At 67.8% G+C, this 12,028-nt stretch carries 10 protein-coding genes; 4 read left to right on the forward strand and 6 right to left on the reverse strand.

All coding sequences use genetic code 11. The annotated features are described in order from the left end of the window. Positions 1-24 precede the first annotated feature (24 nt). Positions 25-228 carry an MbtH family protein gene (locus tag AB0M35_RS24165; protein WP_363748047.1) on the forward strand — a complete coding sequence of 68 codons (204 nt, stop codon included), beginning with the start codon at positions 25-27 and terminating at the stop codon, positions 226-228. A 201-nt stretch (positions 229-429) separates the two neighbouring features. Here AB0M35_RS24165 and AB0M35_RS24170 read toward each other — a convergent pair whose 3' ends face one another. From AB0M35_RS24170 to AB0M35_RS24180, 3 genes are read right to left on the reverse strand one after another with little or no spacing between them, the layout of a single operon-like run. Further along, entirely contained in the window at positions 430-1,320 is an 891-nt protein-coding gene (locus tag AB0M35_RS24170) for a phytanoyl-CoA dioxygenase family protein (protein ID WP_363748048.1), read from the reverse strand. 2 nt (positions 1,321-1,322) lie between these two features. Next, complete coding sequence (locus AB0M35_RS24175; RefSeq protein ID WP_363748049.1) at positions 1,323-1,589, reverse strand: phosphopantetheine-binding protein; 267 nt, start codon at positions 1,587-1,589, stop codon at positions 1,323-1,325. 18 nt (positions 1,590-1,607) lie between these two features. Next, positions 1,608-2,789: an acyl-CoA dehydrogenase family protein gene (locus AB0M35_RS24180; protein ID WP_363748050.1), complete on the reverse strand. Its 1,182-nt coding sequence runs from the start codon at positions 2,787-2,789 to the stop codon at positions 1,608-1,610. 258 nt (positions 2,790-3,047) lie between these two features. Between AB0M35_RS24180 and AB0M35_RS24185 the strand changes: the two genes are divergently transcribed. Together AB0M35_RS24185 and AB0M35_RS24190 are read left to right on the forward strand one after the other, a co-directional pair. Beyond that, positions 3,048-4,424: an extracellular solute-binding protein gene (locus tag AB0M35_RS24185; RefSeq protein ID WP_363748051.1), complete on the forward strand. Its 1,377-nt coding sequence runs from the start codon at positions 3,048-3,050 to the stop codon at positions 4,422-4,424. Between the two features lie 828 nt (positions 4,425-5,252). Next, on the forward strand, positions 5,253-6,227 hold the full coding sequence (locus tag AB0M35_RS24190) for an alpha/beta hydrolase (protein WP_363748052.1): 975 nt from the start codon (positions 5,253-5,255) through the stop codon (positions 6,225-6,227). 138 nt (positions 6,228-6,365) lie between these two features. Here the strand turns inward: AB0M35_RS24190 and AB0M35_RS24195 are convergent, their stop codons facing one another. Together AB0M35_RS24195 and AB0M35_RS24200 are read right to left on the reverse strand one after the other, a co-directional pair. Beyond that, positions 6,366-7,643, reverse strand: coding sequence for a nucleotide disphospho-sugar-binding domain-containing protein (locus AB0M35_RS24195; RefSeq protein WP_363748053.1), 1,278 nt, complete (start codon positions 7,641-7,643; stop codon positions 6,366-6,368). 184 nt (positions 7,644-7,827) lie between these two features. Then, entirely contained in the window at positions 7,828-8,694 is an 867-nt protein-coding gene (locus tag AB0M35_RS24200; RefSeq protein WP_363748054.1) for a putative sugar O-methyltransferase, read from the reverse strand. Between the two features lie 210 nt (positions 8,695-8,904). On the opposite strand from AB0M35_RS24200, the gene rfbA reads away from it, so the two are divergent. After that, positions 8,905-9,798: a glucose-1-phosphate thymidylyltransferase RfbA gene (gene rfbA, locus AB0M35_RS24205; protein ID WP_363748133.1), complete on the forward strand. Its 894-nt coding sequence runs from the start codon at positions 8,905-8,907 to the stop codon at positions 9,796-9,798. A 78-nt stretch (positions 9,799-9,876) separates the two neighbouring features. On the opposite strand, the gene AB0M35_RS24210 is transcribed toward rfbA, so the two are convergent. Then, positions 9,877-11,304, reverse strand: a complete 1,428-nt coding sequence (locus AB0M35_RS24210; protein ID WP_363748055.1) for a multicopper oxidase family protein — start codon at positions 11,302-11,304, stop codon at positions 9,877-9,879. Positions 11,305-12,028: the final 724 nt, after the last annotated feature.

Here is a 12,028-nt window from a genome sequence, read left to right on the forward strand (position 1 = left end):
CGACCGACGACCGATGGAGCGACGATGACCAACCCGTTCGAGGACGACGACGCCGACTACCTGGTGCTGATCAACGAGGAGGGACAGTACTCCCTGTGGCCGGCGTCGGTCGCCGTTCCGGCCGGCTGGCACAGCGTCCAACCGGCCGCGAACCGGCAGGTGAGCCTCGATTACATCGAGCGGAACTGGACCGACATGCGGCCGCGCAGCATCGTCACCGGGACCTGACACCACCCCGCCGGGGTTGCGGGCGGCCTGTCCGCCCGTACCCCGGGGCAGTCACGGTTCGGCTGCGAACCCAGTGGGCCTGCCGGTGAACGCCGCTGCCGGTGCGCCTACTGTCGCAGCGCGCACCGGCAGCATTTCGCGAAGGCACGGGTCGGCGGGCCGCCGGGGCCGACCAGGTCAGGTGGGCCCCGGGCAGGCGCGCTACATCAACGGATTCGCACCACGCGGCTTGACGGCGAGTTCCTGCAGGGACTGCTCCAGCAGCAGCAGCGGATCCTGCGTCTCGACCTGGCCGAGGCCGGGCGGGCAGCGTTCCCAACCGAGCAGCCGCTGCACCTCCTCCGGCAGGGTCTGCACGGTCTCTTGGGGGACGGCGAGGTACTGGTTCTCCTCCTGCCGCAGGTTGCCCAGGTCGAGCGCGACGGAGAGGCTGTACCGCGGCGAGTCCGTGGTGTTGGCCCCGCCGCCGTGGTAGACACCGCCCTGCCAGAGCAGCGCGGAACCGGCGGGCATGACGGCCGGGATCGCCTCGGCGTACGACGGGGCCCGCTCGTCGTCCCAGTGGTGACTGCGGGGGACGACCAGGGTCGCGCCGTTCGCCGCGGTGAAGTCGGTCATGGCCAGCATCAGCTGCAGCCGGCACGGTGGCCCGGGATGCCGCCACAGATGCATCGCGTCGTCGCGGTGCAACGGCTGCCGGCCCTGGCCCGGGTCGATCCGGATCGCCTGGGTGAAGCTGATCTGGATACTCGGCGTCACCTCCATTCGGACCTTGCCGATCCAGATGTGCCGTGGAGTTTGCAGCAGCCGCCGGGCGGAACCGAGGAACAGCGGCTGGGTCACGACGGGGCTCATGTGCGTCGACCGCCGGAACAAGCTGGACAGCCGCTTGGTCTTCTGCCCGTCGTAACCGCTCTCGCTGTAACTGGCGTCCTCGAGGCCGGGTCCGAGGTCCGCTCGGAGCCCGGCGAGCGTCACCGAGTCGGTGAAGCCTTCGACGACCACCGCTCCCTCGCGGTCGAGAATCGCCACCACATCGTCGAGGTCCGCATCCGACCCGACGTGCGTCAGTTCGTGTGTCGCGGTCCCCACGGTCAGCCCGCCGAATCGCTGGATGCGGTGAGGACGACGCGGGTCAGGGTCTCCAGGTCCGGGTCCTCGAAGAGATCCCCGATGTCGAGGGTGACGCCTAGCTGCTCCTCGATCGCCGCGGCAATCTGCACGGCGGCGATGGACTGCCCGTTGAGCTCGAAGAACGTGGCGCCGGGACGATCGGAGCCCGGGCCCAGGACATCCGTCCAGATCGCCGAGACGCGCTGGGTGATTTCTGCCGTGCTAAGAGCCGACTGCTGGGTGCTCATGTCTCCTCCAGGGCGACATCAGAGGTGCTGGGTATTGGGTGGCAGGCCGCAGGTAAGGCGCCCGTACAGCTCGAAGTTGGTGTCGGGGTGCATGATCGCGTGCAGGTTGAGCGCCTTTATGTCGCGCTCGATCCGCTGGATCGGCACGCTGTTGTACAGCGAAGACCCGCCGCTGGCGCCGGCCAGCACGTCCACGACCTCCTTGGCGCGCAGACAGGTCGCACCCAGGTCCAGCCGGGCACGGGCCCGTTCCTCAAGGCTCCACGGCTCGCCGGAGGCCGCCTTGGCGTCGATCAGATCGGCGGTACGCAGGATGTGGAAACCGGCCTCGTCCACTCCGACCGCCGCGCCGGCCACCTGCAGATGGGTCAGCGGTGCGGCGCTCTGTTCGGTGTACTCCGTGTAGGTGATCTTGCGGCTGGGCAGCCGCTCCAGAAAGGCGTCCTGGGCGGCGATCGCGAGCCCGTACATGGTCGCGCCGACGGTCGTGCAGGCGATCGGCATGAACGGGGCCCGCCACATCGGCGCGGCAGGGTCCTGCTGCAGCGGGTGCACGCCACCGATCACCGGGCCTACCGGCAGTACGCGCTCGGCCGGCACGAAGACGTCCTCGGCGACCGTCGTGACACTGCCGGAGGCGCGCATGCCGGCGGCATGCCAGTCGTCGATCACCTTCAGGTCGCTCATCGGGATCAGCACCGAGACCGGCTCGTGCTGCCCGTCCGGGGTGGGTCGGACGGCGGCGTTCACGTTCCAGGTGCTCTGCTGGGCACCGGTGTTGAACGACCACTTCCCGTTGACCAGGTAACCGCCGGCGGTCGGTACGGCCACCGCGCCGGGGCTGAGGATCCCGCTGATCCGCACGTCGGGATCGGCGAACACCTCGTCGCGCACGGCGTCCGGGAACAGGCCGACCATCCAGCTGCTGATCAGCCAGACCGATGCGGTCCAGGCGGTGGCGCCGTCGCCACGCGCCAGCTCGGCCAGCACCTCGGTGACGGTCCGCATGTCGGACTCGTAGCCGCCGTAGCGACGCGGCACCCGCATGCGCAGCAGACCGGAGCCGCCCAGCGCTTCGAGCGTGTCAACGCTGAGCCGCCTGCGCTCCTCCGACGCCTGCGCATTGGCCCTCAGCACGGGGCCGAGCTCGACCGCGCGCCTCAACAGCTCGGTTCGCGGCAGCAAAGTGTCTGCTTCCATCGACCCTCCTAGAGTCAGGACAGCTTCGGGTACGACTCTGGCAGCCGGATTTACTGCGACGCATCTTCTGTGCTGCTATCGACCTCGGCCGGATGCGGGCACATCAAACAGGACCTCTTTCCGCGTATCCCGCCGCCGATTTACGCGTATCCGCTGCCGAAGGGCCCGAAGCAAGCGTGGAGATGCGATCCCCGACAACGGCGCGGGAGCATGAAATGCCGATGACGCTCCCGGTACCGCCCTGAGATGGGGAGACTGATGCACGAACCAGCCGAGAAGCTAACCATCAACGTCTGGCTCAATCGCTGGCCGATGTGGCAACAGCTCGTCGACCCGATCCGGAAACAGGCAGCGGAGTTCAACCGCAGGCACCCGCAATACCGGGTCGTCATCGACGCCGTGAACGTGGGGGCCCTCCCCCGAGAGGTGGCGCGGACCGCGCGTGCGGGAACTGCGCCGCACATCGTCGCGTACCACTACACGTACGTGCAGGAGGCCCAGGACACCCGCGACCAGGACGGGCGACCGCTGTTCACCTCGGTGACCAAGGCAATTGGCGGGCGGGACGAAATCCTCGGTGAGCCCGTGGTCCTCGGCGACATCGTGCCCAACATGCGTGCGTTCTACACGATCGACGGCGACCTGAGTTCGTTGCCGCGCAACACCTCCACCGTTCTGCTCTACTCCAACATGGACGCGCTGCGTGCTGTCGGGATCACCGAGCCGCCGAGCACCTGGGCGGAGGTGGAGGCCGCGTGCACCGCCCTGGCCGGCCGGGACGGCGCACGCCGCGCCGGAATCACCTGGCCCAATTTCGGCTGGCTCTTCCAGCAGTCGGTGGCCCAGCAGGGCGGGCTGCTCTCCGACCACGAGAACGGCAGGTCGGGCCGGAGCGAGAAGGTCGATTACCTGTCGCCCGAGATGCTGGCCTACCTGACCTGGTGGCGTGACCTGCACCGGGCGGGCCACTACCTTTACACCGGCAAGCAGTCGGACTGGTGGGGCTGCATGGAAGCGCTCGCCAACGGAGACGTGGCGATGACGCTCAGCTCATCGGTCGAGACCGGGCCGATCGTCCGAGCCGGACGCAGGGCCGGGTTCCACGTGCAGGCCAGCCGAATGCCCTACAACGAGCGGGCCGGTTACGCGGGCAACCTGATCGGCGGTGAGTCGCTGTGGCTGCGCGACGGGCTGGACGAGCCGACCCGCGACGGCGCACTGGCCTTCATGCAGTTCCTCACCAACCCTCGCAACGGCACTGGCATCTACGACAACGGGCGGACGTTCATCCCCACCACCGAGGCGTCGATCGACCTGCTGGCCAGCGAGGGCTGGTTCGACCAGCATCCGCAGCAGCGGGCCGCCATCGACCAGCTCCGCATGAGCCCCGACTCCCCCGCCACCCGAGGCGCGGTCTTCGGCAATTTCCTGCCCATCCAGAGTGCGGGCATGCAGGCGATGCACGACGTACTGGTCAACGGCGAGGATCTCGTGGCGCGACTCAGCCGGGCCAACGCCCAGGCTCAGCAGTTGCTCGACGAGTACGAGCAACGTGCATCGGCCACCGCCAACGGCGGCCAGGGTCCGCAGGAGATGCCGCTGGGGGAAGCGGAGCGGATCCGACTCGGCGCCTGAGCCGCCCTCGACTCGGCCAACTCGCGCTCGACCTGATTAGGAAACGCTGTAGCCGGCGGCGCCGCCGAGGTGCGCCGCCGGTGCGCGTCATGGCCGACGGACCAGTTGTCGCCGATCGTACGATCCGATGTTCGCCCAGGTCGGCCCGACCGACCTGGGCGCAAAACTGCCCCCGGGCGGTTGCCGTCCGCACCCTGCCCGTGCCGGCCGACGGCCTCCGCCACGACCGCCCCTCGCGGCGGAACGCTCCTACCGCACCCTGACCGGCTGACCGGGGATGATGCCGAGCCGCTGCCGGGTCGATCGCCCGCCCGGCCACGAGGCCGGGCCGTCGTGGCGTCAGGTTGCTTCAAGGGTGGCGCTTCCTGGTTCACACGCGTCCGTGGATCGCGCGCATAGTCCCTTGTGGAAGGGACAATTGCCTCGCCCTCGGTTCCGAGCTTCTTTCAGAATGCGCAGTTCCTGGCCTGGTCCGGGGATCGACAACTGGCCACCCGGCCCCCGATGCGCATAATGCAAGAAGCATCATGACACCCGCACTGGTACCCTCCGCCTGCCTCGTGACCAGGCGATACACCGACCGACACCCCCGTGGCACCCGGTCGGGCCATCAGCCGGTCGGGCGTCCCCGGACCGCTTTGCGAGCTCTCGGGCACCGCGTACGCGTCGAGTAGCCTGGCCGCGATCACAACGACGGTCGCAGGCGCACTAATCGTGGCTTCCCTGCGCATCCCGTCAGACATCGTCATTCGCCACTCTTCGGCAGCTCGGCGCCGTGGACCGTCACCACTCCCGGCGGCCGCGGGCATCGGCATCATGGAGGTTTCGGTGAACAGAAGAAATTTGATGGCGCTCGGCGTCGGCGCGGCGGCCGCGTCGGCGATCGCAGACCCGGCCCGGGCGGCCGCGTCTTCCGACGACACCCAGCTCGCCCTGTCGAGCACCCGCCTGGCGAACACCTTGCGGGGTTTCAGCAGCCGGTACGCCGACGTCAACGGCGTCCGGCTGCACTACGTCATCGGTGGCACCGGCGCACCACTGGTCCTGCTGCACGGCTGGCCGCAGACCTGGTGGGGGTTCCACAAGGTGATGCCCGCGCTGGCCACCCGTTACCGGGTCATCGCGGTGGATCTGCGCGGCGCCGGCAACTCCAGCAAGCCGCAGGGCGGCTACGACAAGAAGACCATGGCCGCCGACATCGCCGCGCTCGCCGCCCACCTCGGCTACGCCAAGGTGAACGTGGCCGGGCATGACATCGGCGCGATGGTGGCCTTCAGCCTCGCGGCGAACTCGCCGCAGGTGGTCGACAAGATCGCTCTCCTGGACGTCTCGCATCCGGAACCCAACTACTACGAGTTCCGGGCGCTGCCCGCGCCGGGCGCACCGTTCCACCCCTGGTGGTTCGCATTCAATCAGGTCGCCCAGCTCCCCGAGCAGCTGGTCGCCGGCCGGGCCCGCTTCCTGGTCGACTGGATGTTCGACAACCTGTTGGTCAACCAGGCGGCGATCAGCGCGTTCGACCGCGCCGTCTACGCCGCTGCCTACAACACTCCGGGCGCCATCCGCGGCGGCAACGGCTGGTACCAGGCTTTCGGCCAGGACATCCAGGACGGCACCACGTACGCCCCGCTGACGGTGCCGGTCCTGGGCGTCGCGCACGACATGTTCTACCCCAGCTTCGCGGCCTCGCTCGCCTCGCGGACCACCGACCTTGAGCTGGTACAGATCGGGAACACCGGTCACTATTTCGTCGACGAGCAGCCGCAGGCCCTCGTCCAGCATCTGCAAGCGTTCTTCGGCTGACCGGCCGCGTGCGGTAACCCGGCGGCCCCCAGGCCCACCTGCGGGGCCGCCGCCCGCTGCTCGCACATCACCGGGCGGCGGGGACCACACAACGATGATCAGGTCTCCTGCTGATCAACTGGATGCGAAGGCGGGCCGTCAGGGACGGTAGCGGGCCGTCAGCCGCTCGATGATCGGTACGACTTCGTTCGGCGTCGGCAGCTCGTCCGACTGCGCGCGCAGGCGGGCGGCGTTGCGGCCGAACGCCGGCTCCTTGAGCACCCGCAGCAGCTTGTCGCGCAGCACGTCTGGGGTCAGCTGGTCAGGCTCGCTCACGTAGAGGCCGGCGCCCTGTGGCTCCATGTAGTCGAGGTAGGCCAACGGGCCCCAGAACTTGTCGTTGCCGAACTTGCCCGGGACCATCAACTGCGGCACCCCGTGCTCCAGCGCCGAGACGAACGTGCCGTAACCGCCGTGGTGGACCACGGCCGAGCAGGTCGGCAGCAGCGCCGTCAGCGGAACGAAATCGACCGCGCGGACGTTGGCGGGCAGCCCTGGCAACGCTGCCACCTGATCCCGGCTGAGCGTGACGATCACTTCGGCGTCCAGGTCGGCGACCGCCTCAAGCAGAGCGCCGGCCGAGGCACCGGCGTCGAGGTCGCGGAAGCTCAGACCCAAGGTGATGCAGACGCGCCTGCGCTCGCGCTCGTCGAGCACCCAGTCCGGCACCACGGACGGCCCGTTGAACGGCGAGGGACGCATCCAGAGGTAATGCATGCCGGGCGGGTACCAGATCCACGGTGGCATGGCGTTGATCGACCAATGGCCCGTCAGAGTCTGCTCGTCATAGGCCAGGCCGTACCGTTCGAGAATGGGCTGCACGACGTCCCGCAGTGGGTCCCGGTCCGGCACGGCAGCCCGCAGTTGAGCCACCGAGTCCGGGCCGAACACGAAGCGGGCGTGTGCGGCGCCGGCCGCCCGTGCGGCGACCGGACCGGCGTACGCCATGGTCATCCCGTCCCAGATCACCAGGTCGGGCCGCCACCGGCGGGCATAGCGGACCGCGCCGTCGATCAACGGATCGGAATTGAAGAACGTGAAGTGCTCCCGGGCCAGGCTGTCGAGTTCGGCGTACGGATCCTCGGCGGCGTACTCGCGCTGCGTCTGCCTGCGCCCCGGTTCGGCCGGTGCGGGCGGCGGCGGGGACGATGCCTCCGATGCCGCGATTGCCGCCGCTATCGAGGTGCTCACGTCGAGGTCGTTGCCGAGCGGGACCGCGGGCAGGCCGGTGTGGGCGATGTGGTCAGCGCTGAAGTTGACCGAATCGATCTGGCTGGCGACCTGAACCTCGTGCCCGGCGGTCTTCAGGGCCCAGGCCAGCGGCGCCATCGCGTACAGGTGCGTCTTGCTCGGGCACGTCACAAAGAGGATGCGCATGAGATCTCCCGGGTCTTCGGCGGCGCCGTCGCAAGTGCGCTGCTCGGCGGTAGCCCACACAGCGGCGACAGGTCGCCTTCGGCGCTCCGTCAGAAATTCATGATCGACGTTCCACCGGGTAGCTGCATCCTTCGAATTGCGGCCAGTGGGGCGCACTGCGGCGCCCGCACCCGACCGCATCGGACTACGCCGCCTGCCCCACGCCGGAGGAGCGGTACAGCGCCTGCCAGTAGTGGCTCCACGCCGGAGTGCCGGTCTCGGCGACACACTTCCAGCGGTCCCCCAGGGTGTAGACGGAAACGAACTGGCGGGACTGCCTGTACACGGCCTCGCTGTCGAAGATGTCGATCACCTCGGTCAGCAGACCCGACCGCAGCGCCGTCGCCACCGGATCGGCGCCCTGCGAGTGGGCGTCCAGCGCCTTGTCCAGATACTTGCCGACCGGGCCGTTGACGTAGAACGCACGGCAGCGCTCGTCGATGAGCCTCAGGTAGCCGCGGACCACCTCCGGCGTCATGCAGGCGAACGAGTCGATGTTGATGGCCAGGTCGACGTCGCGCGCGAACGCGTGCACAGCATCCTCGGCCGTGTGGAACGAGACCTTGGCGAACTGCGCGGGCTCGAGCACTGCGCGCAGGTACGCGCGGGCCAGCCGCAGCGAACCCTCCTGCTCGACGATGTGGTACTCCGCGACGTCGTGGTTGGCGATCAACGCGTGACAGGTACGGCCGTATCCCGCGCCGATCTCGACGATCCGCGCGCCGCTCAACTGCAACCGGTCCGCAACGAAACCGACCTCCTGCACCGCCCGCAGATAGTCCATGTCGATCTCGTCGCCCTCGTGCCGGACGGTGATCGGATTACCGACGTTCCGGTTCCGGGTTTGACGCAACCGCTCGCGGTCCGGCGGGCTCAGCAAGCCGCTGAGGCTGTACAGCAACGCTTTGAGGTAACGGATCCCGTTGTCACGCGGGTCCCACAACGTCAACTTGAAGTTGGCGTCACCGGACCGAAATCCGGCCAGAGTCTCCATGTTCTGATCGACAGTCATTGCTACCGACCTCCTGGATAAGCGGAGCCCGAACGGCCCGGCGAATTGGAGTATCAGCCTGTTTCCCGGACGGTCACGCCTCCAAGAATGCGCACCATCGGGCCGCTCGCGGAAAGGGCAGCGTGCACCGCATTTCAGGAGACCTGGGAGCCGGGTCGGTCACCACATACTGGTGCTCCGGTAGATCCGACTCGACGAACGGACCCGATGGTGAAGGGAATTGTTCTCGCCGGTGGCACCGGCTCGCGGCTGTACCCGCTCACGCTGGCCACATCCAAACAGCTGCTTGCCGTCTACGACAAACCGATGCTCTACTATCCGCTCTCGGTGCTCATGCTGGCCGGCATCCGAGACATTCTGATCATCTCGAACCCGGACGTGGTCCCGCAAATGCGGCACCTGCTCGGTGACGGGTCTCGGCTGGGTCTGAACGTCAGCTACGCCGAGCAGAAGGAGCCGCGTGGCATCGCCGAGGCGTTCCTGATCGGCGCCAGCCACATCGGACACGATCGGTCCGCGCTGATCCTCGGCGACAATCTCTTCCACGGCGCCGGCTTCTACAGCCTCCTGCAGCGGGAGGCCCGCTCGGGCAACGGCTGCACGCTGTTCGGCTACTCCGTTTCGGACCCCGAACGCTACGGCATCGCCGAGACCGACGCGGATGGCCAGCTGATATCGATCTCCGAGAAGCCGCTCCGGCCGCGTTCCAACCAGGCGATCACCGGTCTCTACTTCTACGACAACGACGTGGTGAGCATCGCCGCGGAGCTGAGGCCGTCGGATCGCGGCGAGTTGGAGATCACCGACGTTCATCAGGAGTACCTGCGGCAGCGTCGGGCTGCGCTGGTGCCGCTGAGCCGCGGCTACACCTGGATGGACTGCGGTACGCACGCCAGCCTGCTTGCCGCCAGCCAGTACGTACAGGTGATCCAGGAGCGGCAGGGGGTGCGAGTGGCCTGCCTGGAGGAGATCGCCCTGCGTATGGGCTTCATCGACGCCGAGACCTGCTATGAACTCGGCGCCAGTATGCGGCAGTCGGACTACGGCCGCTATCTCACCGAGATCGCATTCGCGCACGATGAGGGACGGTGGAAAGACTGCTGAGATCAGCCGGATCCCGCCGTCGTCACGCGGTCGAACGAGCCCGGACGCCATGGCCCGGGCTCGTTCGACCGGATCGACTCAGGGGATGACCTCCATCTGGGCCATCATGCCGAAGCTGGAGTGCTCGAGGAAGTGGCAGTGATAGACATAGCGACCCACGTAGTCAGCAAAGGTCGCCTGCAGCCGCACCGAGGTGCCGGGCGGCACCAGCACGGTGTCCTTGAGCCCTGCATCGTCCGGGGTCATCGGCGCGCCAGTGCGACCCAGCACCCGGAAATGCGTCATGTGCAGGTGGAAATTGTGGTTGATGCCGAATTCGCCGTCGTCGTTGTAGACGTTCCAGATCTCGGTGGTGCCCCGCTTGATGGTGAAGTCGACGCGATCCGGGTCGAACGGCTGCCCGTTGACCACAGCGACCGCCGATTCGTCGTTGAACTCGAACCCGAGGTGCACATCGCGCTCCTTCGTAGCCGGAGGCAACACGGGTAGTGACCGCAACTTGGAGGGAAGCTTGGCAGGATCGGCGGACCTGCGGGTCACGTCGAAGCGCAGCACCGGCCCCTTGCTGGCGTCGCTCAGCACCACCGACGTGCCGACCGGCACGCGACTGAAGTCGATGACGACGTCGGCCCGTTCGCCTGAGCTGAAGGTGATCGAGGGCCGGGCCATCGGCGTGGGCAGCAGACCGGCGTCCGAGCCGATCTGCCACATCTGTCCTCTGTCGAGGCTCAGCGTGTACGTGCCCTCGTTGGTCGCATTGAGGAGGCGGAACCGGTACTTGCGGGCAGCGACCGGGAAGAACGGCTTGGCCTTCCCGTTGACCAGCACCGTGGTGCGGTCATTCGGAAAGCCCCAGATCAGCGTGCCGGCGGTGTCCAGTTCGACGTCGGTCAACATGATCGGAACATCGTACGAGCCGGTCGGCAGCCCCAGGCGCTTCTCGGCCGGGTCGTCGATGAGGTAGAAGCCGTGCAACCCGCGGTAGGTGTGCTCGGCCTCGTCGACGTGCACGTGGTCGTGGTACCAGAGAGTCGCCCCACGCTGTTTGTTCGGGTAGTGGTAGGTCTTGGCGGCACCCGGCAGGATCATGTCCATCGGATGCCCGTCGTCGGCCGCCTTCACGTGGCCGCCGTGCAGGTGCACGTTGGTGTGCGAGGTGAGCTGGTTACGGAAGGTCACCTTCACCGGTCGGCCGGTACGACCGCGGATGGTCGGGCCGACCCAGCCACCACCGTAGCTGAGCGTATCGGTGATCACCCCGGGCACCAGCTCGAGCCTGGCGGGACGCACCACGACCTGGTACTCGTCGCCGGCTGCGGTCTGCCGGATCGGCGCCGCGACCGGCGGCACAGGCATGCGCGTCTGGAACGGCGCGACGCTGAGCGGCGCCCTCTTGCCCGGCCTCGCACCGGCCGGGCCGTGCATGTGCTTATGTGCGTTGGCCGCAGTGGATGCGGTCGGCTCGGTGGCGGCGATTGCCCCGCGGGAGAGCAACACACCGCCCACGACCGATCCGCCTGCGACTAGGATCGCCCGTCTTCTCATCGCATCTTCACCCGTCACTCGGTTGTGAGCGGGATGTTATCGACGCACGTTGCAACATCACCCCTTCCAAATTGCTCAACTGCAATGGAATCGGAGGCCATGGCCGCCGGGGTGTAGTTGGCATAGCCGTTTGTTCTACCTTCACGGCCGTACGGACAGATTCGCATATCGGTTCCGGGAACGCAAGGTGTCCGACTCGACCTGGGGATCGGTAAATCGCCGGACGCCCTGACCGGAATCGGAGCATTTCAGCCCCTTGACCATGCCTGGTTCACTTAAACCCTGAATCGACGCACTCGACTTCGAGCAGCACCCAGCGCCGCACTCGCGCACCATGAGCACACGTTCCGCCCTACTCAACGCCTGGTGGGCCTTGGCCGTCACTACAAGCCCGGCGGTCGAAGACCTCAACACCGTCCAAGGCAGACGGGGCGTCGCGCCGGCCTCGCACTGGACGGCTGGGCCGTCTCTCCAGCTTCAGTCCTGGCGCGCCGTGGAGACAACCAACCGAGAAGTTGCGGCCGCAGCTCCGGTCGACGGTGGCCAGCCATGGCTTCGTTTGCCGACCGTCGCCGGCCAGCCGATCGCCCGGCGGCCCGACCGGGCCGCCGGGCTGCCATACACTCCGACCCCCGCAGTTAGGGACTGGGAACTCGCCGGACGATCGTCAGCCACCAGTCCGCAG

Origin of the sequence: Micromonospora sp. NPDC051196, from assembly GCF_040682415.1 — a bacterium.
Taxonomy (GTDB): domain Bacteria; phylum Actinomycetota; class Actinomycetes; order Mycobacteriales; family Micromonosporaceae; genus Micromonospora.

Coding starts and splice junctions, on each gene's coding strand:
- AB0M35_RS24200 (WP_363748054.1), bottom strand. CDS start 8,694: ATGACTGTCGATCAGAACATGGAGACTCTGGCCGGATTTCGGTCCGGT.
- AB0M35_RS24195 (WP_363748053.1), bottom strand. CDS start 7,643: ATGCGCATCCTCTTTGTGACGTGCCCGAGCAAGACGCACCTGTACGCG.
- AB0M35_RS24180 (WP_363748050.1), bottom strand. CDS start 2,789: ATGGAAGCAGACACTTTGCTGCCGCGAACCGAGCTGTTGAGGCGCGCG.
- AB0M35_RS24165 (WP_363748047.1), top strand. CDS start 25: ATGACCAACCCGTTCGAGGACGACGACGCCGACTACCTGGTGCTGATC.
- AB0M35_RS24175 (WP_363748049.1), bottom strand. CDS start 1,589: ATGAGCACCCAGCAGTCGGCTCTTAGCACGGCAGAAATCACCCAGCGC.
- AB0M35_RS24185 (WP_363748051.1), top strand. CDS start 3,048: ATGCACGAACCAGCCGAGAAGCTAACCATCAACGTCTGGCTCAATCGC.